The 21011-nt window shown below is 71.5% G+C and carries 22 protein-coding genes and 1 riboswitch; of the genes, 14 read left to right on the top strand and 8 right to left on the bottom strand.

Annotated elements, in window-relative coordinates; translation table 11 throughout:
• Window positions 1–105: 105 nt before the first annotated feature.
• Window positions 106–327, bottom strand: coding sequence for a CbtB-domain containing protein (locus tag ABZV42_RS08290; protein WP_355990629.1), 222 nt, complete (start codon window positions 325–327; stop codon window positions 106–108).
• Between the two features lie 37 nt (window positions 328–364).
• Window positions 365–526, bottom strand: a riboswitch (cobalamin riboswitch).
• A gap of 269 nt (window positions 527–795) precedes the next feature.
• Here ABZV42_RS08290 and ABZV42_RS08295 point away from each other — a divergent pair.
• On the top strand, window positions 796–1371 hold the full coding sequence (locus ABZV42_RS08295; protein ID WP_355990627.1) for a histidine phosphatase family protein: 576 nt from the start codon (window positions 796–798) through the stop codon (window positions 1369–1371).
• A gap of 27 nt (window positions 1372–1398) precedes the next feature.
• Here ABZV42_RS08295 and ABZV42_RS08300 read toward each other — a convergent pair whose 3' ends face one another.
• Together ABZV42_RS08300 and ABZV42_RS08305 are read right to left on the bottom strand one after the other, a co-directional pair.
• A complete protein-coding gene (locus tag ABZV42_RS08300; protein ID WP_355990625.1) occupies window positions 1399–1770 on the bottom strand; it encodes a ferredoxin in 372 nt (123 codons plus the stop codon).
• A 51-nt stretch (window positions 1771–1821) separates the two neighbouring features.
• Window positions 1822–2214, bottom strand: a complete 393-nt coding sequence (locus tag ABZV42_RS08305; protein ID WP_356051342.1) for a nuclear transport factor 2 family protein — start codon at window positions 2212–2214, stop codon at window positions 1822–1824.
• A gap of 87 nt (window positions 2215–2301) precedes the next feature.
• Here ABZV42_RS08305 and ABZV42_RS08310 point away from each other — a divergent pair, with 87 nt between their 5' ends.
• From ABZV42_RS08310 to ABZV42_RS08355, 10 genes are all read left to right on the top strand, one after another.
• Complete coding sequence (locus ABZV42_RS08310) at window positions 2302–2865, top strand: PadR family transcriptional regulator (RefSeq protein ID WP_355990623.1); 564 nt, start codon at window positions 2302–2304, stop codon at window positions 2863–2865.
• 164 nt (window positions 2866–3029) lie between these two features.
• On the top strand, window positions 3030–4187 hold the full coding sequence (locus ABZV42_RS08315; protein ID WP_356051256.1) for a Gfo/Idh/MocA family oxidoreductase: 1158 nt from the start codon (window positions 3030–3032) through the stop codon (window positions 4185–4187).
• A gap of 571 nt (window positions 4188–4758) precedes the next feature.
• Complete coding sequence (locus ABZV42_RS08320) at window positions 4759–5778, top strand: substrate-binding domain-containing protein (RefSeq protein ID WP_355990619.1); 1020 nt, start codon at window positions 4759–4761, stop codon at window positions 5776–5778.
• Window positions 5778–6845: an ABC transporter permease gene (locus ABZV42_RS08325; RefSeq protein WP_355990617.1), complete on the top strand. Its 1068-nt coding sequence runs from the start codon at window positions 5778–5780 to the stop codon at window positions 6843–6845. Before ABZV42_RS08320 ends, ABZV42_RS08325 begins: the two co-directional genes overlap by 1 nt.
• 8 nt (window positions 6846–6853) lie before the next feature.
• Window positions 6854–7774: an ATP-binding cassette domain-containing protein gene (locus tag ABZV42_RS08330; protein WP_356051258.1), complete on the top strand. Its 921-nt coding sequence runs from the start codon at window positions 6854–6856 to the stop codon at window positions 7772–7774.
• Window positions 7775–8040: 266 nt separating this feature from the next.
• Window positions 8041–8613 (top strand): TetR/AcrR family transcriptional regulator, encoded by a 573-nt coding sequence (locus tag ABZV42_RS08335; RefSeq protein WP_356051260.1) that lies wholly within the window; start codon window positions 8041–8043, stop codon window positions 8611–8613.
• Between the two features lie 320 nt (window positions 8614–8933).
• On the top strand, window positions 8934–10115 hold the full coding sequence (locus tag ABZV42_RS08340) for an acyl-CoA dehydrogenase family protein (RefSeq protein WP_355990611.1): 1182 nt from the start codon (window positions 8934–8936) through the stop codon (window positions 10113–10115).
• A gap of 183 nt (window positions 10116–10298) precedes the next feature.
• On the top strand, window positions 10299–11291 hold the full coding sequence (gene dhaK, locus ABZV42_RS08345; RefSeq protein WP_355990609.1) for a dihydroxyacetone kinase subunit DhaK: 993 nt from the start codon (window positions 10299–10301) through the stop codon (window positions 11289–11291).
• A gap of 121 nt (window positions 11292–11412) precedes the next feature.
• Window positions 11413–12012, top strand: coding sequence for a dihydroxyacetone kinase subunit DhaL (gene dhaL, locus ABZV42_RS08350; RefSeq protein ID WP_355990607.1), 600 nt, complete (start codon window positions 11413–11415; stop codon window positions 12010–12012).
• On the top strand, window positions 12005–12421 hold the full coding sequence (locus tag ABZV42_RS08355) for a PTS fructose transporter subunit IIA (protein ID WP_356051262.1): 417 nt from the start codon (window positions 12005–12007) through the stop codon (window positions 12419–12421). Before dhaL ends, ABZV42_RS08355 begins: the two co-directional genes overlap by 8 nt.
• Before the next feature lie 67 nt (window positions 12422–12488).
• On the opposite strand, the gene ABZV42_RS08360 is transcribed toward ABZV42_RS08355, so the two are convergent.
• A complete protein-coding gene (locus ABZV42_RS08360; protein WP_355990603.1) occupies window positions 12489–13154 on the bottom strand; it encodes a TetR/AcrR family transcriptional regulator in 666 nt (221 codons plus the stop codon).
• Between the two features lie 173 nt (window positions 13155–13327).
• Here ABZV42_RS08360 and ABZV42_RS08365 point away from each other — a divergent pair, with 173 nt between their 5' ends.
• Window positions 13328–14092, top strand: coding sequence for an SDR family NAD(P)-dependent oxidoreductase (locus ABZV42_RS08365; RefSeq protein WP_355990600.1), 765 nt, complete (start codon window positions 13328–13330; stop codon window positions 14090–14092).
• A gap of 28 nt (window positions 14093–14120) precedes the next feature.
• Here ABZV42_RS08365 and ABZV42_RS08370 read toward each other — a convergent pair whose 3' ends face one another.
• Entirely contained in the window at window positions 14121–14834 is a 714-nt protein-coding gene (locus ABZV42_RS08370; protein WP_355990597.1) for a glycoside hydrolase family 75 protein, read from the bottom strand.
• Between the two features lie 366 nt (window positions 14835–15200).
• On the opposite strand from ABZV42_RS08370, the gene ABZV42_RS08375 reads away from it, so the two are divergent.
• On the top strand, window positions 15201–16187 hold the full coding sequence (locus ABZV42_RS08375) for a fibronectin type III domain-containing protein (RefSeq protein WP_356051264.1): 987 nt from the start codon (window positions 15201–15203) through the stop codon (window positions 16185–16187).
• A 288-nt stretch (window positions 16188–16475) separates the two neighbouring features.
• Window positions 16476–17030: a hypothetical protein gene (locus tag ABZV42_RS08380; protein WP_355990591.1), complete on the top strand. Its 555-nt coding sequence runs from the start codon at window positions 16476–16478 to the stop codon at window positions 17028–17030.
• Between the two features lie 120 nt (window positions 17031–17150).
• On the opposite strand, the gene ABZV42_RS08385 is transcribed toward ABZV42_RS08380, so the two are convergent.
• From ABZV42_RS08385 to ABZV42_RS08395, 3 genes are all read right to left on the bottom strand, one after another.
• Window positions 17151–17696 (bottom strand): PadR family transcriptional regulator, encoded by a 546-nt coding sequence (locus ABZV42_RS08385; protein WP_355990589.1) that lies wholly within the window; start codon window positions 17694–17696, stop codon window positions 17151–17153.
• Between the two features lie 290 nt (window positions 17697–17986).
• Window positions 17987–20002, bottom strand: coding sequence for an NADPH-dependent 2,4-dienoyl-CoA reductase (locus tag ABZV42_RS08390; protein WP_356051266.1), 2016 nt, complete (start codon window positions 20000–20002; stop codon window positions 17987–17989).
• A 155-nt stretch (window positions 20003–20157) separates the two neighbouring features.
• Window positions 20158–20961 carry an alpha/beta hydrolase gene (locus tag ABZV42_RS08395; protein ID WP_355983985.1) on the bottom strand — a complete coding sequence of 268 codons (804 nt, stop codon included), beginning with the start codon at window positions 20959–20961 and terminating at the stop codon, window positions 20158–20160.
• Window positions 20962–21011: the final 50 nt, after the last annotated feature.

The following is a 21011-nucleotide window of genomic DNA, read 5'->3' on the forward strand; positions in this document are numbered from 1 at the left end:
ATGCGACGGGGGCGGTGCCCGGCCTTCCGGGCACCGCCCCCGTCGTACGGACCGGGGCTTCCCGGCCGTCGCGCAATATCGTGGCTCGTACGTTCCCCGTCGCCGTCAGTGGCAGGGGAAGCCGAGCAGGTGCCGTGCGTCGTGGACCCATTCGTGGACGTTCTCGCCGGAGACGAGGGAGGTGGCGCCCTGTTCGGCGCCGACGAAGTAGAGCAGGACCAGCATCAGGATGCCGAAGAACGCCGCCCAGGGGACGATCGCACCGATCGGCAGCTTGGCGGGAACGGCGGCGGGGGTGACGGTCGGCTGAGCGACGGACTGCGCCATGGGGCAGAACCTCCTGGGGAACTCGCGTCCCATCTCGGTGGTGCACAGGACGACGGTCACGGGTCTGACTTGCCCGCGTCCGTCACCCCTGGCCGGGGTGACATGTGCCGGGCTTACAGTGGCGCGACCGTGCCGGACTTCCACCGGGCTTCCGCCGAACCGTCGTCAATATCCACGTGACCGTACCGCGAAGCCGCAGCCCGGCCAAGGGCGCACGGCCCCCTGCACTTTGTGCGCCCCACAGTTCGTGAAGCACAGTGGAGGAGGGCAACCGTCCTGATGGGGCAGGGATTCGCCTTCCGTCGGGGGCGACGACTCCGGACGGATCCGCACCCTCGGCCGGAGGCCAAGACTCCAGTAAGGGGCCATGATTCCGGTCGGAGGCGCGATTCCGGTCGGGGGGCCGCGACGCACGACCACCCGGTCCGATGAACACGAACCGGGTCCACGACACATGAGAGTGATGGCATGACCAGCCGAGTGACCTTGATCTCCGCGGCGATCAGCGAGGCGCTGCGCGAGGCCCGCTTCGACGACGGGAGCCCGGTGGACACTTCGGGCCTGCGGGCCGCCCGGACGGCGGCCGAGGCGGGTGCCGTTCCCGCCGGCGGGCGGCTGTGGGTCTCCCCCACCCTGCGGTGCCGGCAGACCGCCGAGGCACTCGGACTCGAAGGCGGCTCCGAAGCAACGGAGTTGGCGCCTCTCGATGTGGGCCGCTGGCGCGGGGCGACGCTGGCCGAGGTGAGCGCGAAGGAACCGGAGGCGGTGGCGCGGTGGCTCGCCGACCCCGCGTCGGCGCCGCACGACGGCGAGTCGGTCCGGACGTTCTGCGACCGGGTGGCGGAACGCCTCGACGCGGCGGCCGGGTTCGACGGCCGGACCGTCGCCGTGGTGGAGCCCGAGGTCGTACGGGCCCTGGTGGTACGGGTGCTGGGGGCGCCGGAGCCGGCGTTCTGGCGCGTGGACGTGCCGCCGCTCACCGTCACCGAGTTGAGCGGGCGCGCCGGACGCTGGAACGTCCGCGCCGGACGCCCGCTCGCCTGACCGGCCCGCGCCCGGCTCCGTGCGGCCTCACCTCAGCGTGGCGATGAAGTCCACGCACGACCGGGCGCAGTCACGGCATCTCCGCGCGGCGGCCTCCGCCCCGGGGCAGCCGTCGAAAGCCTCGGCGCACTCCAGGCAGACGTCCCGGCACCATTCCAGCTGGGCACGGACTTCCCGTTCGCTCTGCCCCTGCTGGCGGGACAGAACATGGCAGGTCGCCTCGCACACCTCCGCGCACAGAATGCCCGAACGCCGCGCGGATTCCTGCTCCTTCGGCCCGTCGGGGTCCATGAGGCTCGCGCGCAACGCGGCGGTCCGGGCGCAGTCGGTACAGGCCTGGGCGCAGGCGAAGCGGTCCTCCAGGTACCGGAAGAGCTCCTGTTGTGAAGTCGTCGTCACAACAGGCGGGTAGCCGGAGGGAGTCGGTTCAAACCGCCCGAGCCGGCACCCTCACGCTCCGGCCGCCTCGCGCGAGATCTGCTCGAACTGCGCCCCCATCGCCTCGGAGAGCGCCTGCGCCGCCGACAACGGACGCACCATCACCGTGAATTCGTCGATGAGACCGTCCTCGTCGAAGTGCAGGAAGTCGCAGCCGTTGATCTCCTTGTCGCCCACCTTGGCCGTGAAGACCAGCGCGTGGTCGCGGCCGTCGGCGCCGGCGATCTCGCGGACGTAGCGGAAGTCACTGAAGACGCGCCAGACGCCACGCAGGATGGCCGCGGTGATCGGCTTGCCCGGGTACGGCTTGAAGGCGACGGGGCTGGTGAACACGACGTCGTCGGCCAGCAGTTCCTCGACGGCGCCGAGGTCTCCGGCCTCCACGGCCTTGCGGAAGGAGTTCATCGCGTTCACCACTCTACTCATACTCAATTAATTGATTAGGTGCGGATAAGATTAGTCCTGCGAGGGGAGGCCGTCTAGCCTTGCGGGATGGCATTGCGCAACGCGGTACTGGCCACGCTCCTGGAGGGCGAGGCCTCGGGCTACGACCTGGCCAAGGGGTTCGACGCCTCCGTGGCCAACTTCTGGATGGCGACCCCGCAGCAGTTGTACCGGGAGCTCGACCGGATGGAGTCCGAGGGGCTCATCGAGGCCCGGCTCGTGCGGCAGGAGCGCCGGCCCAACAAGCGGGTCTTCTCACTGACGGCGGCCGGGCTCGAAACCCTGGCCTCCTTCACCTCCGGGTCCGCGAAACCCACCGCGATCCGCGACGAGCTGATGGTCAAGGTGTACGCACTCGACATCGGGGACGCCGACGCCGTCCGGGTGGCGATCGTCGAGCGGCTGGAATGGTCGCGCGCGAAGCTGGCGCACTACGAGCGGATCGGCGCCCGGCTGTTCGACGGGCGCACCGAGGAGGAGTACCTCGCCGGGGCCGAGCGGGTCGGCCCGTATCTCACTCTCCTGGGGGGACGCGCCTTCGAGCAGGCGATCATCGACTGGGCGGAGCGGGCCCTGCGGATCCTGGAACAGCGGTCGTCCGTCGCCCCCTGACGGTGGCGCGCTCGCATTAGCCTGGTCGCGGGGCGGGACCCGGTTCCCGTTCCGGTCCCGATCCCGGTCCCGGCTCCGGCTCCATCGGTCTCGTCGGTCCGGGACGGCTCGGGGCGGCTCGGGGCCGCTTTGGGCGGCTCGGCTCGGCTTGAAGGAGGGCGATCGTGGTGCGTGCGCTCGGTGTCGCTGTCGTGGGGTTCGGCTGGATGGGACGGGTGCACACGCAGGCGTACGCTCGCGTTCCGCACCACTTCCCGCGGCTCCCCCTGCGTCCCGAACCGATCACCGTCGCCGACGAGGTGCCCGGCCGGGCCGAGGAGGCCGCCGCGCGGTACGGGTTCGCCGCCGCCGTCCGTGACTGGCGGGAGATCGCCGCCGACCCTCGTGTCGAGGCCGTGAGCATCACCGCGCCGAACTTCCTGCACCGTGAGATCGGTGTGGCCATGGCGGCTGCCGGCAAGCACATCTGGATCGAGAAGCCGGTGGGGCTGACCGCCGACGACGCCCGGGCCGTGTCGGGCGCGGTCGCCGAGGCCGGAGTACGGGGCACGGTCGGCTTCAACTACCGGGGCGCACCGGCCGTCGTGGCGGCCCGCGAGCTGATCGCCTCCGGTGACATCGGTGGCGTCACCCATGTGCGCATCCGCCTGTTCAGCGACTACGCGGCCGATCCCGAGGGCGCGCTGACCTGGCGCTTCGAACGGGAGCGGGGCGGCAGCGGTGTCCTCGGCGACCTGGCCTCGCACGGCGTCGACCTGGCCCGTTTCCTGGTGGGCGAGATCGAGGCGCTGATGGCGGACACCGCGGTCTTCGTGTCCCTGCGGGCCCGGCCGGCCGGTGCGACCTCGGGACACGAGCGCGCGGCGGGCGGCGAGCCGGCGCCCGTCGAGAACGAGGACTACGTCAGCTGTCTCCTGCGCTTCGTCTCCGGTGCGCGCGGTGTTCTGGAGGCGTGCCGGGTCTCGGTGGGCGAGCAGAACAACTACGGGTTCGAGGTCCACGGCACCAAGGGGGCGGTGTTCTGGGACTTCCGCCGGATGGGTGAGCTGGGTGTGAGCCGGGGTTCGACGTACCGGGACCAGCCGGTCAGCACCGTGTTCGTCGGTCCGGGGGCCGGGGATTACGCCGCCTTCCAGCCGGGCGCGGCGAACAGCATGGGCTACGACGATCTCAAGGTCGTCGAGGCGCACACCTTTCTGCGGTCGATCGCGGACGGCAGGCCGTACGGCGCGACCCTGGTCGACGCGGTCCGCAGCGCTACGGCGCTGGACGCGATGGGGCGCTCGGCGGCGTCGGGCACGTGGGTGCCACTCGAGGCATAGCCGTACGTCTGGTTCGCGCCGCGCTCGGTGCCGGTCCGGTGGTGGGTCGGGGCCGTGCCGGTACATCCGCCCGTCGCCGTTGGATCAGACGTCGGCGAGATGGGAAACGCTGCTCGATCCGGGCGTAGGCGACGGGCATGTGATGTACCGGCACGGCCCCTTCCGCCGGATGCCGGGTGCGGGGGGACTGTGGCTTGGGTGGGGTCCCTCACGGGTGTGAGATTCGGGCCCTCCGGCCCGGCCTTCACCTGCGGCGTGAATTTCAGCCCCTTGGGCCCGGCATTCGCCTGCGGCGTGAGTTCCAGCCTCTCCGGCTGCGTGTTTTCAGCCCCTCCGACGTTTGAGGAGCGGGGTCCGGGGCGGAGCCCCGGGTACGGGAAGGGTAGGGGCGGAGGGGGCGAAAGAACGGGGTGGGTGCCGCCGGACAAGAGGTGCACGGGGCCTCAAGTCCGGTACAGCACAAGGTGGTTGGTTGACGTCCTGGTCCATTTCGTATGCGTGATGCGTCTGATGCTGGGGATGTAGGGGAGGAGACACACAGACCCCGGCCGCACAGTGAGGTGCTGGACTGATGGATCGCACGTTCCCGCCCCGTTCCCGCAGAATCGCCCCCCTCGTGGCCCTGACGGCGGCGTCGTTACTGCTCGCCGCAGGCTGCTCCAGCAGCTCGGGCGGCAAGAAGGCCGACGAGAGCGGGGCCGGCGGCACCGCAGGCAAGGCGAACACACCGCAGATGACGGTCGCCCTGGTCACCCACCAGGCGCCCGGCGACACGTTCTGGGACATCGTCCACAAGGGCGCCGCGGCCGCGGCCGCCAAGGACAACATCAGGCTCGTCTACGCGCACGACCCGAACGCGGGCGACCAGGCCAACCTGGTGCAGAACGCGATCGACCAGAAGGTCGACGGCATCGCCGTCACCCTGGCCAAGCCCGGCGCCATGAAGGACGCCATCAGCAAGGCGACTTCGGCAGGCATACCGGTCGTGGGGCTCAACTCCGGTCTGAGCGACTGGAAGAAGCTGGGCCTGATGGAGTTCTTCGGCCAGGACGAGACCGTCGCGGGCGAGGCACTCGGGAAAAAGCTGAACGCGGAGGGCGCCAAGAAGGCCGTCTGTGTGATCCAGGAACAGGGCAACGTCGGCCTCACCCAGCGGTGTGACGGCATGAAGAAGACGTTCAGCGGGACCACGGAGAACCTGTACGTCAACGGCACCGACATGCCGTCCGTGAAGTCCACGATCACCGCGAAGCTCAAGCAGGACCCCGCGATCGACTACGTCGTCGCGCTCGGCGCCCCGTACGCCCTGACCTCGGTGCAGTCGGTGAGTGACGCCGACAGCAAGGCCAAGATCGCCACGTTCGACCTCAACAAGGAACTGACCGGCGCCATCAGCAAGGGCACCATCCAGTTCGCCGTGGACCAGCAGCCGTACCTCCAGGGCTACTTGGCGATCGACTCGCTGTGGCTCTACAAGAACAACGGCAACTACAGCGGCGGCGGCGAGCAGCCGGTGCTCACCGGTCCGGCGTTCGTGGACAAGAGCAACGTCGACACCGTCGCCGCGTTCGCCGCGAAGGGCACCCGGTGATGAGCACGGCCGGGCCGACGGCGACCGCGCCGCCGGCCCCCGGCCCCGGGACGGCCGTCGGGCGGACCGCACGGCGGCCCCTGGCTCTGCGGCTGCTCGCCCGGCCGGAGGTCGGGGTGTTCCTCGGCGCCGCCGCCGTGTTCGTCTTCTTCCTGATCGCGGCGCCGTCGCTGCGCTCCGGCAGTTCGATGGCGACCGTGCTCTACCAGTCGTCGACGATCGGCCTCATGGCCCTGCCCGTGGCCCTGCTGATGATCGGCGGCGAGTTCGACCTGTCCGCCGGTGTCGCGGTGATCACCTCGGCGCTGACGGCGAGCATGCTCAGCTACCAGCTCACCATGAACGTCTGGGCCGGTGTCGTCGTCGCGCTCGTCCTCTCCCTCGCGATCGGCGCGTTCAACGGCTGGATGATGGTCCGCACCGGGCTGCCGAGCTTTCTGGTGACGCTCGGGACCTTCCTGATCCTGCAAGGCGTGAACCTCGCCGTCACGAAACTGGTCACCGACAACGTCGCCACCGACGACATCAGCGACATGGACGGTTTCGGCCAGGCGAAGAGAGTCTTCGCCTCGTCGTTCGACGTCGGCGGCGTCCAGGTGAAGATCACGGTCGTGTGGTGGCTCGTCTTCGCGGCGCTCGCCACCTGGGTGCTGCTGCGCACCAAGTACGGCAACTGGGTCTTCGCGGTCGGCGGCGACCAGGACAGCGCCCGCGCGGTCGGCGTACCGGTGACCTTCACCAAGATCACGCTGTTCATGGCGGTCGGCTTCGGCGCCTGGTTCGTCGGCATGCACGAGTTGTTCTCGTTCAACACGGTGCAGTCGGGCGAGGGCGTCGGCCAGGAGCTCATCTACATCGCCGCGTCGGTGATCGGCGGCTGCCTGCTCACCGGCGGGTACGGATCCGCGATCGGCCCCGTCTTCGGCGCCTTCATGTTCGGCATGGTGAACCAGGGCATCGTCTACGCCGGCTGGAACCCCGACTGGTTCAAGGCCTTCCTCGGCGTGATGCTGCTCGGCGCCACGCTCGTCAATCTGTGGGTCCGCCGCACGGCGACCCGGAGGTGAACCGACCCATGGCAGACAACGGATCCGGAAGCACGGGCGTCCCCACCCCGGGCGCGCCGCCCGGGCACGACGGCGCCGCGATCGTCGAACTGCGCGGCGTGGGAAAGTCGTACGGCAACATCCGCGCCCTGCACGACGTCTCCCTCGTCGTCCGTCCCGGCCGGGTGACTTGCGTCCTCGGTGACAACGGCGCCGGGAAGTCCACTCTCATCAAGATCATCTCGGGGCTGCACCGGCACAGCGAGGGCGAGTTTCTCGTGGACGGCACGGCGGTGCGGTTCGGCACCCCGCGCGAGGCTCTCGCCAAGGGCATCGCCACCGTCTACCAGGACCTCGCGACGGTGCCGCTGATGCCGGTGTGGCGGAACTTCTTCCTCGGCTCCGAGATGACCAAGGGCCCCTGGCCCGTACGCCGGCTCGACATCGCCCGGATGAAGCGGACCGCCGACGAGGAACTGCGCAACATGGGCATCGTCCTCGACGATCTCGACCGGCCGGTGGGCACCCTCTCCGGCGGGCAGCGCCAGTCCGTGGCCATCGCCCGCGCCGTGTACTTCGGCGCCCGCGTCCTGATCCTCGACGAACCGACCGCCGCGCTCGGTGTCAAGCAGTCCGGAGTCGTCCTCAAGTACATAGCCGCCGCCCGCGACCGCGGCCTCGGCGTCATCTTCATCACCCACAACCCGCACCACGCCTACATGGTCGGCGACCACTTCAGCGTGCTGCGGCTCGGCACGCTCGAACTCAGCGCCGACCGCGGTGAGGTCGGCCTGGAGGAACTCACCGACCATATGGCGGGCGGCGCGGAACTCGCCGCTCTCAAGCACGAGTTGGCGCAGGTGCGCGGGGTCGACGTACAACGGCTCCCGGAAGCGGAGGGCCTCGGCTCGTCACCCACGTCCGCCTCCCCCGAGGGGGCCGGCTCCTGACGCCCTCCCCTCGTCCGAAGAGGCCGGTTGCTGACGCCCTCCCCTCGTCCGAAGAGGCCGGTTGCTGACGTCCTCCCCTCCCCCGGTCCGGTCGGCGACCGGGCCGGACGGCGACCGGGCCGGACGGCGACCGGGCCGGACGGCCAAGCGCCCCCGGTGGCCTGCGGCCCCGGGCGCATCGGCCCAGGACAGCGGGCCTTCCCGCCGGGATCGTGCCGCTGAAGGGGCGACGGTCACGGTGAAGGAGGAACGGTTACGCTGAGATCATGCCGTCCACACGTCGTACCGCGCGCCAGACCGACCTGCTCCAACGGCTGGTCGCGTTGCTGGTGGCGGAGGGCTTCGCGGCGTTCACTCTCGACGAGCTGACCGAGCGGCTGCACTGCTCGAAGACGACGCTGTACCAACTCGCGGGAAGCAAGCAGGAGTTGGTACGGGAGGCGGTGAAGCACTACTTCCGGGAGGCCGCCCAGGCCGTCGAGAAGCAGGTGGCCGACACCTCCGCACCCTCCGAGCGTGTGGTGGTCTACCTGGACGCGGTCGCCGAGCAGCTGCGGCCGCTCTCCCGGCGGTTCCTCGACGACATGGCCCGGTTCGAACCGGCCCGCGAGGTGTACGAGGCCAATACGCGCCTCGCCGCCGGAAGGATCCGGCAGTTGATCGCGCACGGCGTGGCCGCCGGGGCCTTCCGTGACGTCCACGCCGCGTTCGTGGGAGAGGTCGTGGCCGCGACCATGCAGGAGATCCAGCGTGGCGAGGTCGCCGCACGGACGGGGCTGAACGACGCCGAGGCCTACGCCGAACTGGCGTCGCTCATCGTGCACGCCGTCTCACCCTGACGCCCGCCACCCCGCCGCCCCGCCGCCCGTCCACCTCGACGCCCCGAGGCCCCGCCACCCCGACCGCGCACGGCACCTTCGCCGCGCCCCCTCCCTGCCCACGCCCACGAGCAAGCCCAGGGACGGGTCCAGGTCCAGACCCAGGTTCAGGCCCACGGTCGGCCGCGATCCCGGCGCCTCGCGCGCAGAACACGGGAAACCGGTCGGCGACCGGTGGATCCGTCGTCGGCCGGCATGGCCTGGCGGTACCAAAAACGATACTGTTGTATCGCCTGGCGTATCAAAATCGTCCAGCGAACCGCCACCACCGAGGACATGCCATGCCCGCGACCCGCACTCTCCCCACGGCGGAAGCCGTCGACCTGATCGCTCTCACCCGCGAGCTCGCCGAGAAGGAGCTCGTTCCGCGCGTCGCCGAGGCGGAGGCCGAGGGACGCTTCCCCCGCGAGGTCTTCCGGACGCTCGGCCGGGCCGGGCTGCTCAGCCTGCCCTACCCCGAGGAGTTCGGCGGCGGCGACCAGCCCTACGAGGTGTACCTCCAGGCCCTGGAGGAGATCGCCGCCGTGTGGGCGAGCGTGGCGGTGGGTGTGTCGGTCCACGCGCTGTCCTGCTTCGCCCTCGCCTCGTTCGGCACCGAGGACCAGAAGAAGGAGTGGCTCCCGGACATGCTCGGCGGCGAGCTGCTCGGCGCCTACTGCCTGTCCGAGGCCCATGCCGGCTCCGACCCGGGCGCGATGCGCACGCGGGCCGTGCGGGACGGCGACGACTACGTGCTCAACGGCGCCAAGGCCTGGACCACGCACGGTGGACACGCGGACTTCTACACGGTCATGGCCCGTACGTCCGACGCGGGCTCGCACGCCATCTCCTGCTTCCTCGTCCCGGCCGACTCGCCCGGCCTGGTGGCCGATCCCCCGGAGCAGAAGATGGGCCTGACCGGGTCCGCCACCGCCACCGTCCGCCTGGAGAACGTGCGCGTCCCCGCGAGCCGCCGGCTCGGCGAGGAGGGCGAGGGCCTCAGGATCGCCTTCGCCGGACTCGACTGCGGACGGCTCGGGATCGCGGCGGTGGCCACGGGCCTCGCCCAGGGCGCGCTGGACCACGCGCTGCGCTACTCGCGCGAGCGGGAGACGTTCGGCCGGCCCATCATCGAGCACCAGGGACTGGCCTTCGTCCTCGCCGACATGGCCGCCGCCGTGCAGGTCTCCCGGGCCACCACGCTCGCGGCCGCCCGGCTCAAGGACGAGGGACTTCCGTTCCAGTCCGAGGCGTCGATCGCCAAGCTGATCTCGACCGACAACGCCATGAAGGTCACCACGGACGCGGTCCAGGTGCTCGGCGGCGCCGGCTACACCCGCGACTTCCCGGTCGAGCGCTATATGCGCGAGGCCAAGGTCATGCAGATCTTCGAGGGCACCAACCAGATCCAGCGCCTGATCATCGGCCGCGGCCTGAAGGAGAGCGACCGCGGCAGCCTCCGGGTGCACAACGCGGGGAAGTAGCGGGAGCGGCACCGCCCCGGCGGCCGGAACCGGTGAGTGCGGCACCCGCGCTCACCGGAGAACGTACGGGCACGTGATTATCGCCGTCCGAACACCGATACTTCCCAGTGTGAGCTCCTCGCACCGCCGATCCGCTCGCCGGCCGGAGTGCGGCCCGGCGGTTCTTCTCACCAGGAGGTTCCCATGAAGATGCTCATCAACGTGGCGGAGACGGTGGTGGCGGACGCGCTGCGGGGCATGGCGGCGGCCCATCCGGAGCTGACGGTGGATGTCGACAACCGTGTGATCGTACGCAGGGACGCCCCGGTCGCCGGGCGGGTCGGCCTCGTCTCCGGCGGCGGCTCCGGGCACGAGCCGCTGCACGGCGGATTCGTGGGCCCCGGAATGCTGTCGGCCGCCTGCCCGGGCGAGGTCTTCACCTCCCCGGTTCCGGACCAGATGGTGCGGGCAGCCGCCGCCGTCGACAGTGGCGCGGGCGTGCTGTTCATCGTGAAGAACTACACCGGCGACGTCCTCAACTTCGACATGGCGGCGGAGCTGGCCGAGGACGAGGGCATCCGGATCGCCAAGGTCCTCGTCAACGACGACGTGGCCGTCACCGACAGTCTGTACACGGCCGGGCGGCGCGGAACGGGCGCGACGCTGTTCGTGGAGAAGATCGCGGGCGCCGCCGCCGAGGAGGGCGCGCCCCTGGAGGCGGTCGAGGCCCTGGCCCGGCGGGTCAACGAGAGCTCCCGCAGTTTCGGCGTCGCGCTCGGCGCCTGTACGACTCCGGCCAAGGGCAGCCCGACGTTCGATCTGCCGCCCGGGGAGCTCGAGCTCGGTGTCGGCATCCACGGCGAGCCCGGCCGGGAGCGGCGCGCGATGATGACCTCGCGCGAGATCGCCGACTTCTCCGTGCACGCCGTGCTGGACGACCTCGCGCCGCGCAATCCCGTACTGCTCCTCGTCAACGGCATGGGCGCCACCCCCCTGCTGGAGCTGTACGGCTTCAACGCGGAGGTCCAGCGGGTGCTGACGGAGCGTGGCGTCCCCGTGGCGCGCACCCTCGTCGGCAACTACGTCACCTCCCTCGACATGGCGGGCGCCTCGGTGACCCTGTGCGAGGTGGACGAGGAACTGCTGCGCCTGTGGGACGCGCCGGTGAGGACGCCGGGGCTTCGCTGGGGCGTGTGAATACCGGTACGCGGGCCAGGAGTCGGGCGACCGGGCTCGGCCCGCGGGACCGGCCCACGGCACGTCGTCCGGCCCCTTCCCCGGCAACCTGGTCAACTTCCTTACCACGCAAGGAGATTCCGTGCTCGACGCCGATTTCTTCCGCCGCTGGATGACCTTGACCGCCGCGTCGGTGGACCGCGAGGCGGAGCGGCTCACCGACCTGGACTCCCCCATCGGCGACGCCGACCACGGCAGCAATCTCCAGCGCGGATTCAACGCCGTGACCGCCGTGCTGGAGAAGGACGCCCCGGACACCCCCGGTGCCGTACTCACGCTCGCCGGACGGCAGTTGATCTCGACGGTCGGCGGCGCGTCCGGGCCGCTGTACGGCACCCTGCTGCGCCGTACCGGCAAGGCGCTCGGGGACGCCGCCGAGGTCACCGACGCGCAGTTCGCGGAAGCGCTGCGCGCGGGCGTCGACGCCGTCATGGCGCTCGGCGGAGCCGCGCCGGGCGACAAGACCATGATCGACACCCTGGTTCCCGCGGTCGACGCGCTCACCGAGTCGTTCGCCGCGGCGAAGTCAGCGGCCGAGGAGGGTGCCGTGTCGACGACGCCCCTACAGGCCCGCAAGGGCCGGGCCAGCTATCTGGGCGAGCGCAGCATCGGGCACCAGGACCCGGGCGCCACCTCCTCGGCCCTGCTGATCGCGGCACTCGTGGAGGCGTCCGGTGAGTGAGAGGGAGCAACCGCTCGTCGGCGTCGTGCTGGTCTCGCACAGCGCCGCCGTCGCCGCGTCCGTCGCCGAACTGGCCACGGGCCTGGCCGGTGGCGGCACGCTCGCACCCGTGGCGCCGGCGGGCGGCACCCTGGACGGGGGGCTCGGCACCAGCGCGGACCTGATCGCCGCCGCCGCGGCCTCCGTGGACAGGGGCGCCGGGGTCGCGGTGCTGACCGACCTGGGCAGCGCCGTGCTCACCGTCAAGGCGCTGCTCGCCGAGGGCGACGAACTCCCGGACGATACAAGGCTGGTGGACGCCCCCTTCGTCGAGGGCGCGGTGGCCGCGGTCGTCACGGCCTCGGCGGGCGCCGACCTCGCGGCGGTGGAGGCGGCGGCAGCGGAGGCGTACACCTATCGGAAGGTGTGAGGACCACGCGTCCAGGAGACCGGCCGGCTCGAAGACGTACGAGGGCCATAGGGACTGAAGGCCGAGGTCAGGTGATGCCGTTCGCGGCGACGATCAGAGCCGAGCGGATGGTCCCCGCCAGCTCCGCCCGGGCCGTCACAGGATCGGGCTCCGCCTCGTCGGCGCGCCACGCGTAGTGCTCGACCGCCGCGCGCAGTGCCGCGTTGAGCATGGCCGCCTGGATCTCCGAGCGCAGGTCGACGGCGCCGAGCCCGGCGCGGTCGGCGAGCGCCCGGGCGAACACCGGCTCGGCCTCGTCATGGGCCTGGAGCCAGACGGCCCGCAGTCCCGGCTCGGTACGGGTGAGCCGCAGCAGCGTACGGACCCTCGGCGGCTCCGGCATCGCCATCGGGCCCTCGCCGTTCGTGGACGCCTGCTCCAGCGCGTCCTCCAGGGGAGCGCCTTCGGGCCAGGCCCGCAGCGCCGCGGCGATGGCGTCGATCCCGGCCGCGAACAGGGGGCTCACGCAGCTCTCCTTGCCCGGGAAGTAACGCCACAGGGTCCGGGTGGACAGGCCGACGACCTCGGCGATCTGGTCCCCGGTGGTGGCGGCCACGCCCTGGTCCACGAACAGTTCCACCGCGGCCCTGGCGATCTCCAGCCGGATCTCGGCCCTGCGTTCGTCGGTGAGCGGCGGCCGCCCGGTACGGCCGCGCCGCCGGCCGGGGTGTTCGCCGATCGCGCCGTCCGGCACTGATGACTCCTCGGTTCTCGGTTCCGTCCGCATATGCCGCCCGGGACTGCGGCTGCGGTGAGTCTAGCGATCTCGAACCGCCCCGAAGACTTTCTGTCATTCAGCGACAATAAGTCGTACTGTGGCGGCGCGGCACGTCGTCCGCACTCGTACGCAACCTCTGGGAGAACGTCATGAGCGCCACTGCACCGGACGGCCGCAGCGTCATCGTCACCGGCGCGGGCTCGGGCATCGGCCGTGCCACCGCCCTCGCCTTCGCGGCCGGGGGCGCGCGGGTGGTCGTGGCCGACCTCAACGCCGAGGGCGCCGCGGCGGTGGTCGGCGAGATAGCTGCGGCCGGTGGCAGCGCCGTGGCCGTGACGGGCGACCTCAGCGAGCAGGAGGTCGTCGACCGGGTGACCGCGACCGCGGTGGAGCGGTTCGGCGGCGTGGACGTACTGGTGAACAACGCCGGGATCATGGACCGTATGTCGGCGGTGGCCGAGGTCGGCGACGCGGAGTGGGAGCGGGTCATCCGGGTCAACCTCACGGCCCCGTTCCTGCTCACCCGGGCGGTGCTGCCGCACATGCTCGCCGCCGGCAAGGGAGTCGTCGTGAACACCGCCTCGGAGGCGGGGCTGCGCGGCAGCGCCGCGGGGGCCGCGTACACCGCCTCGAAGCACGGCGTCGTCGGGCTCACGAAGTCCCTCGCCGTGATGTACCGGGACAAGGGCATCCGCGCCAACGCCATCGCCCCCGGCGGCACCAGCACCGGCATCACCGTGGACATCGAGGCGGGCGCCCACGGCCCGGCGGCCCTCGGCGCCTACATGGGCAACGTCGGCCGGCTCGCCGAGGCCGAGGAACAGGCCGCGGCGATCGTGTTCCTCGCCTCGGACGCGGCGAGCAACGTCAACGGCGTGATCCTGCCCGTCGACAACGGCTGGGCGGCCGTCTGACGGCGGGACCGCACTCGGCCCTCTGCACTCAGCCCTCGCCCAGGAGGAGTTTCCGGGCCAGCCGCTCCCCCGTCTCCACGGCGGCGGCGTGGTCCTGGATGGGGGAGACCCGGGCGTTCTTGAACACGATGTAGGTGACCCCGGAAGGGGTGCCGCCACCGCGGGGATCGGGGCGGATCCCCAGCCCCGCGGCCGTGGCGTAGGAGGCCTCGCCGATGATGTCCTGCGGGCCGGTGTCACCGACTACGGCGTACTGGACCCGGTCACGGTAGATCACGGCCGCCACCGAGCCGGGCCCGATGCCGTGGTCCCGGTAGTTCCAGATGCCGCTCGGGGCCGGCACGACGATGTAGGGCAGGGTCTCGGCGCTCAGATAGCGTCCGTCGGACTGCTGGAAGGCCGTGGACTCCGAGTAGAGCGGGTCGGTGCGGCCGTTGCACGAAGGGCCCGCCCTGCCGTCGCAGTCGATGTCCATGTCGGCCGTCCAGAAGACCGCGCCGGGCGTTCCGCAGACCGGGATGTCGGCAGGGGTGCCGTCGTCGCTGCGGTATCGCCCGTGCGAGACGGGGGTGCAGCCGCCGAGCTTCGCGAGCAGGTCGGCGGCCCTGACGGAGCCTTCCCGCGCGGGCGCGGCGGGGCTTCCGGGGCGGCCCGTGGTGGAGGTCGTGGACAGCACCGCCGGAGCCGAGGCGAGCAGGGCGGCAGCGGCCGCCGCGGCCAGCGTCAGCGACTGGGCACGCACGATGGGAGGCCCTCTCCTGGGGGACATGGACGCTCATCTGCCCAAATCTGGTGGGCCTGTGACAGCGCGTCCACCGGGAGGGGGCCGGACGGTGCACGGCCGGTTCCGCGGGCGCCGTACGGCCGAGAGCCCGAGCCGGACCCGGCCCCGGACCTCTCGGCCGCACGCGTCGGCGCGGGATCAGCGACGACAGCGTTCCGCGCCGCGGGCAGGAACTCCCCTGGAAACGGGGCGAGTTCACACCGCGTCAAGGATCAGCATACGTACCCCGCGACGGGCCGGGCGACGACGTCGACCCTCTTGATGTGGCCGCGTCACCCGTTGTCTTATAGGTACAGACCAATCCCGTCGAGGGAGGGCTGACCCGTGCGACACGTTCCCGTCACCGCCCCGCGCGCCTTCGTGTGCGCGGCGCTGCTCGCGCTCACCTCCTGCGGATGGGGCGCCCCGACGTCCGGCCGGGGAGAACGGCTGCCCGCCGCGGCGACGGGCGTGACCGCCACCGCGGGGAGTTCGACCAGCGTGCACGTCATGTGGAACCTGGCCGACGAGGACCCTCGGATCACCCGCTACGAGGTGTACCGCGGGACGACCAAGGTCAAGGAAGTGGCCGGTTCGGAGCACATGGTGGACATCGTCCGTCTCGAACCGTCCACTTCCTACGTCTTCAGGGTCCGGGCCCGGAACGCCGACGGGGTGCCGGGGCCGCTCAGCCGGCCGGTGTGGGCCACCACCCCGGCGGCGATCGCGGCCGACCGCACCGCGCCCACCCGCCCGGCCGGCCCGCATGGGAGGGCCGTCGGCGGCCGGGCGGTCCAGCTGTCCTGGACGGGATCGTCCGACGCGCGGGGCGTGGTGTCGTACGACATCTACCAGGGCACGTCGAAGATCCACAGTGTGGGCGGCGCACAGACGGCCGCCGTCGTCACGGGGCTGCGGCCGGACACGGCCTACGTCTTCACGGTGCGGGCCCGCGACGCCGCGGACAACGTCTCGGCGCCGAGCGGCGCCGTCCGGATCACCACCGCGCCGGGGCCGGAGGACGACAGGGGCACGGCGCCGGCCGGCTTCCGGGCGACGACCCACCGGAGCGAGGGGGCGTACTACATCGACCTTTCGTGGACCGCGCCCGAGGTCGACGGGGTGATCACGGAGTACCGGATCCAGCTCGACGGGCGCGACGTGACCTCGCTCGTCTGGGGCGGCAGCCCGCCCAGCGGCACCTGCACCCACAGCTTCTACGTCGGCCGGGAGGCGGACGTGACGTACCGGGTGCGGATCCGGGCGAAGCTGCCCGACGGCACCTGGGGCGCGCGTTCCCCGGAGCGCTCCGTGACGACCGGACGGAAGTGAGGCGTCCCAGGGCCTGTCTGACGATTCCCGTCTGCCCGGGCGACGACGCGAATTGCCGGACAGGCCCTGGCGCCCGGTGACCTGGGCGGTGGCGGTGAACCCCCGGATCGAACGGGCGTCAGCCGCGTCCGCCGTCCGCCGGACGATGGAATTCGTCACCTGCCCGGTCCCCGTCCGCGTGCGCACCCCGGCCGGGGCGCATTGGCTCGCACTGAGGCAGCACGGGCCCTCCGATCCTCGGCGGCGCATGGGATGTACCGCCAACCGTGCCGCTGGAGGGCAGTTCCTATGCGTACCACTCAGAGACTTCTCCGCTCCGGCCTGACCGTGGCCGCCACCGCTGCGCTTCCTCTCACCCTGGCCGCTCCCGCGGCCGTCGCCTGGGGTTCCGGGATCTCCGTGAGCACCAGTGGCACCGCGGTCTCGGTCACCACCAGCGCCTGCCCGAGCAACGGAAGCAGCTTCGGCAATGCCTCGCTGCTCTCCAGCGGGCAGACGAACTTCGCCCAGGGGCGCCAGATGTCGCTCACCGGGACGAGCACCAACCAGTCGGCGGCCTGGACGGGCGTGAGCCCGGGGACCTTCACGGTCATCGTCGTGTGCCAGGACGGTACGACGGCGGGCACCCAGGCGATCATCGTCGCCGCCAGCGCGGCCCCCGCGACTCCCACGATCTCGACGACGGTCTCACCGTCGCCTTCGCGCGGTGTCATGGGCGGACTCGGCGGAGCCGTGAAGGACTACGGCACGGCCACGGTCGTGGGCGGCGCGGCGCTGGTCGTGACCGGCACGGTGGCCGCGGCCTGGTTCCTGCGCCGCCGGTCCAAGCCCCACCGGCTCTGATCCGGGGTCCGTCCCGACGGGCGGCCGTTCCGCGGGCCGAGGCCTCGGACGGCCGCTCGGTGCCGTACCGGCGCAGCCGCTGGGTGCCGTACCGGCGCAGTCGCTCGGTGCCGTACCGGCTCAGTCGTCCGCCCGCATGCCGTCGAACTCGGCCAGGGCGTGGGTCAGCCATTGGGTCCAGAAGGTCTCCAGGTCGATGCCCGCCCGCAGGACGAGATGGCGCAGCCGGTCCTCGGGCGTGCTCCGCTCCGGCGGGAAGTCCCGGTCCTGGATCTCCTCGTACTCGGCCAACTGGCTTTGATGCAGGGCGAGATGGCGGCGCAGATCGGCCTCGACGCCCTCGGTGCCGACGACGGCCGCGGCGCGCAGGCGCAGCAGCATCGTGTCGCGCAGCGGCTTCGGGTCCTGTGCGGCGGCGGTCCAGCGGGCGAGTTCGGCGCGGCCCGCGGGCAGGACTTCGTAGCTCTTCTTCTGGCCCCGGGCGTGCTGCTCGGGGGGAAGCGCCCTGATGTACCCCTCGGCCTCCAGTTTTCCCAGCTCGCGATAGATCTGCTGGTGCGTCGCCGACCAGAAGTAGCCGATCGACTTGTCGAACCGCCGGGTCAGTTCGAGGCCGGACGAGGGCTTCTCGAGCAGGGCGGTGAGGATCGCGTGCGGGAGTGACATGAGGTCATCCTAGGGAGGGCCGCGGGCGCCGCCCGGTGCCCGGCCGTGGCAGGCCGGGCATCGCGACAGCGCCCCCGCGGTTCGCTTCGGACGGGCCCTGAGGGCTGTCCCGTAATCCCCGGTGGATCAGCGCGCGGCGTCAGATGCGGTGCATCGCAAGGCGGAGGATCGTCCTCATACTGGGCGTATTCGGGCGATCCGACAACGCGGCGTGGGGGTACCCCCTGCTCGAAGAGCTTGGGGGAGCCGTAGCTGTCGTCGTGCGCCCGCCGGGGACTACGGGACAGCCCTTAGAGCGCCGCCGCCAGTTCCGTGCCCTGCTTGATGGCCCGCTTGGCGTCCAGTTCGGCGGCCACGTCGGCGCCGCCGATGAGGTGGACACCGCGGCCCGTTGCGCGGAGCGCGTCGTACAGGTCGCGGCGCGGGTCCTGACCGGTGCACAGCACGATCGTGTCGACCTCCAGGACCTGGCTGTGCCCGTCGACGGTGACGTGCAGTCCGGCGTCGTCGATCCGGTCGTACTGAACGCCCGGAACCATGGTGACGCCGCGGTGCTTGAGCTCGGTGCGGTGGATCCAGCCGGTGGTCTTGCCGAGTCCGGCGCCGACCTTGGACGCCTTGCGCTGGAGGAGGTGCACCGTGCGCGGCGGGGTGGGCCGTTCGGGGGTGCCGAGACCGCCGGGGCTCCGGTAGTCCATGTCGACGCCCCAGCCGCGGAAGTACGTCGCCGGGTCCTCGCTCGCCTTGTCGCCGCTGTCGGTGAGGAACTCGGCGACGTCGAAGCCGATGCCGCCGGCACCGAGGATGGCGACGCGGTCGCCGACAGGGGCTCCGTCGCGCAGGACGTCGAGGTAGCCGACGACGCTCGGGTGGTCGACGCCCGGGATCTCGGGGGTGCGCGGGCTGACGCCCGTGGCGACGACGACCTCGTCGTACGTCTCCAGCGTGTCCACGGTGGCCGGGGTGTTCAACCGGACTTCCACGCCGTGCAGTTCGAGCTGGGTGCGGAAGTACCGGATCGTCTCGTCGAACTCCTGCTTGCCGGGAACCCTGCGGGCCACGTTCAGTTGGCCGCCGATGTCGGCCGCGGCGTCGAACAGGGTGACGTCGTGGCCGCGTTCGGCGGCGCTGACGGCGCAGGCGAGTCCGGCGGGACCGGCGCCGACGACGGCGACGGTCTTGCGCAGCCGGGTCGGCGCGAGGACGAGTTCCGTCTCGTGGCAGGCGCGCGGGTTGACCAGACAGGAGGTGATCTTGCCGCTGAAGGTGTGGTCGAGGCAGGCCTGGTTGCACCCGATGCAGGTGTTGATGGCTTCCGGGCGTCCGGCCTCGGCCTTGGCGACGAAGTCGGGGTCGGCGAGCATCGGCCGGGCGAGCGAGACCATGTCGGCGTGACCGTCGGCGAGCAACTGCTCGGCGATCTCGGGGGTGTTGATGCGGTTGGTGGTCACCAGCGGGATCGAGACGGAGCCCATGACCTTCTTGGTCACCCAGGCGTACGCGCCGCGCGGAACCGAGGTCGCGATGGTGGGGATACGGGCCTCGTGCCAGCCGACGCCGGTGTTGATGATCGTCGCTCCGGCGGCCTCGACGGCCCGGGCGAGCGTGATGACCTCGTCGAGGGAGGAGCCGCCGGGCACCAGGTCGAGCATCGACAGGCGGTAGATGATGATGAAGTCGTCGCCGACGGCCTCGCGTACGCGGCGGACGATCTCGAGGGGGAAGCGCGTCCGGTTCTCGTACGAGCCGCCCCAGCGGTCGTCGCGCCGGTTGGTCTGAAGGGCGATGAACTCGTTGATGAGGTAGCCCTCGGAGCCCATGATCTCGACGCCGTCGTAGCCGGCCTGCCGGGCGAGCCTGGCTGCGCGCACGTAGTCGTCGATGGTCCGCTCGATCTCGGCGTCGCTGAGCTCGTGCGGCACGAAGGGGCTGATCGGGGCCTGGAGCGCGCTGGGGGCGACGAGGTCCTGGTGGTAGGCGTACCGGCCGAAGTGCAGGATCTGCATCGCGATCTTTCCGCCCTCGCGGTGCACCGCGGCGGTGATCTCGGCGTGCTGCGCGGCCTCGGCCTCGGTGGTCAGCTTGGCGCCGCCCTCGTACGGGCGTCCGGCGTCGTTGGGCGCGATGCCACCGGTGACGATCAGGCCGACGCCGCCTCGCGCGCGGGTGGCGTAGAACTCCGCCATGCGCTCGAAGCCGCGCTCGGCCTCCTCCAGGCCCACGTGCATGGAGCCCATGAGTACGCGGTTGGGCAGGGTGGTGAAGCCCAGGTCGAGCGGGTTCAGCAGATGCGGGTAACGGCTCATCGGGCCCTCCGTGCGCGGTGTCGTACGTCTGTTGTAGACGACGGGCCGTGCGTTATGCAACTAGTTGCACAATGAGGAGGATCACTCGGCGGGACGCCGGAGGAAGGCCCGGTGCGGACCTGAGGACCACGCGGTACGGAGCCGGAGGCGCGCGGTCAGCCGAGAACCACCCGGACCACGAGTTCGGCGACCGCGTCGGGCTGGTCGACCATCACCGCGTGGCCCGCGTCGGGGACCGGGACCATCGTCACGTTGGGGCTGGCCTCCAGCCCGGCCCGCTCCTCGTCCGTCAGACCGACCTCGTCGCGGTCGCCGCGTACCACCCAGGCGGGCACACCCGAGTCACGGAGCCGGGAGACCAGGTTCCCGTACCGGTCCAGATAGTCGTAGTAGCGCCGGATCATCTGGCGGCAGAACTCCGGATCGTTCTTCGCCACCTCGGCGCTCAGCGCCTCGCGGCGGGCCGGCGGCAGCATGTGCCCCACGGCCCGCGGTGACAGCTTGACCATGCCGATCCAGGTCAGCGCCCCGATGCCCGGCACCCGCCCGAGGCCGTTGGCGATCGCGAGCGCCTTGGCCTCGTCCGATGCCGAGAACGTCGGGGACAGCAGGACGACGGGGCCCGCGAAGTGCCCTCCGGCGGCCATCTCCAGGGCGACATTGGCACCGATGCTGTGGCCGACCACGACACCGCAGCCCCGCTCCGCGGCCAGGGCGCCCGCCATAGCCGCGTAGTTCTCCATGGAGAGATCACGTGGGGGCGTGGTGCCCGCGTGCCCCGGAAGAGTCGCCGCCACCAGCCGCACCGGTGCCGAGGCGAGCGCGGGTGCGGCCATCAGGTCGTCGTAGAAGGCGGTGCTGCACATCCCGCCGGGCAGCAGCAGCACCCGGGTGCTCGCGTCCGCGGGTCCCGACTCCTTGATGTCCCACGCGTCGAACTTCTCCGGGGCACTGCTCATGTCCGGACCTTCCTCTGGCGGCTGGGGATAGCCAGAGTGTGGCGCCCGGG

The sequence above is a fragment of the Streptomyces sp. NPDC005281 genome, from assembly GCF_040607495.1.
Classification (GTDB): domain Bacteria; phylum Actinomycetota; class Actinomycetes; order Streptomycetales; family Streptomycetaceae; genus Streptomyces.

What these genes read in the sequence shown, in the direction of transcription:
- ABZV42_RS08290 (WP_355990629.1), bottom strand. Translation starts at nt 327, where the DNA reads ATGGCGCAGTCCGTCGCTCAGCCGACCGTCACCCCCGCCGCCGTTCCC.
- ABZV42_RS08295 (WP_355990627.1), top strand. Translation starts at nt 796, where the DNA reads ATGACCAGCCGAGTGACCTTGATCTCCGCGGCGATCAGCGAGGCGCTG.
- ABZV42_RS08305 (WP_356051342.1), bottom strand. Translation starts at nt 2,214, where the DNA reads ATGAACTCCTTCCGCAAGGCCGTGGAGGCCGGAGACCTCGGCGCCGTC.
- ABZV42_RS08310 (WP_355990623.1), top strand. Translation starts at nt 2,302, where the DNA reads ATGGCATTGCGCAACGCGGTACTGGCCACGCTCCTGGAGGGCGAGGCC.
- ABZV42_RS08320 (WP_355990619.1), top strand. Translation starts at nt 4,759, where the DNA reads ATGGATCGCACGTTCCCGCCCCGTTCCCGCAGAATCGCCCCCCTCGTG.
- ABZV42_RS08325 (WP_355990617.1), top strand. Translation starts at nt 5,778, where the DNA reads ATGAGCACGGCCGGGCCGACGGCGACCGCGCCGCCGGCCCCCGGCCCC.
- ABZV42_RS08330 (WP_356051258.1), top strand. Translation starts at nt 6,854, where the DNA reads ATGGCAGACAACGGATCCGGAAGCACGGGCGTCCCCACCCCGGGCGCG.
- ABZV42_RS08335 (WP_356051260.1), top strand. Translation starts at nt 8,041, where the DNA reads ATGCCGTCCACACGTCGTACCGCGCGCCAGACCGACCTGCTCCAACGG.
- ABZV42_RS08340 (WP_355990611.1), top strand. Translation starts at nt 8,934, where the DNA reads ATGCCCGCGACCCGCACTCTCCCCACGGCGGAAGCCGTCGACCTGATC.
- dhaK (WP_355990609.1), top strand. Translation starts at nt 10,299, where the DNA reads ATGAAGATGCTCATCAACGTGGCGGAGACGGTGGTGGCGGACGCGCTG.
- ABZV42_RS08365 (WP_355990600.1), top strand. Translation starts at nt 13,328, where the DNA reads ATGAGCGCCACTGCACCGGACGGCCGCAGCGTCATCGTCACCGGCGCG.
- ABZV42_RS08380 (WP_355990591.1), top strand. Translation starts at nt 16,476, where the DNA reads ATGCGTACCACTCAGAGACTTCTCCGCTCCGGCCTGACCGTGGCCGCC.
- ABZV42_RS08385 (WP_355990589.1), bottom strand. Translation starts at nt 17,696, where the DNA reads ATGTCACTCCCGCACGCGATCCTCACCGCCCTGCTCGAGAAGCCCTCG.
- ABZV42_RS08390 (WP_356051266.1), bottom strand. Translation starts at nt 20,002, where the DNA reads ATGAGCCGTTACCCGCATCTGCTGAACCCGCTCGACCTGGGCTTCACC.
- ABZV42_RS08395 (WP_355983985.1), bottom strand. Translation starts at nt 20,961, where the DNA reads ATGAGCAGTGCCCCGGAGAAGTTCGACGCGTGGGACATCAAGGAGTCG.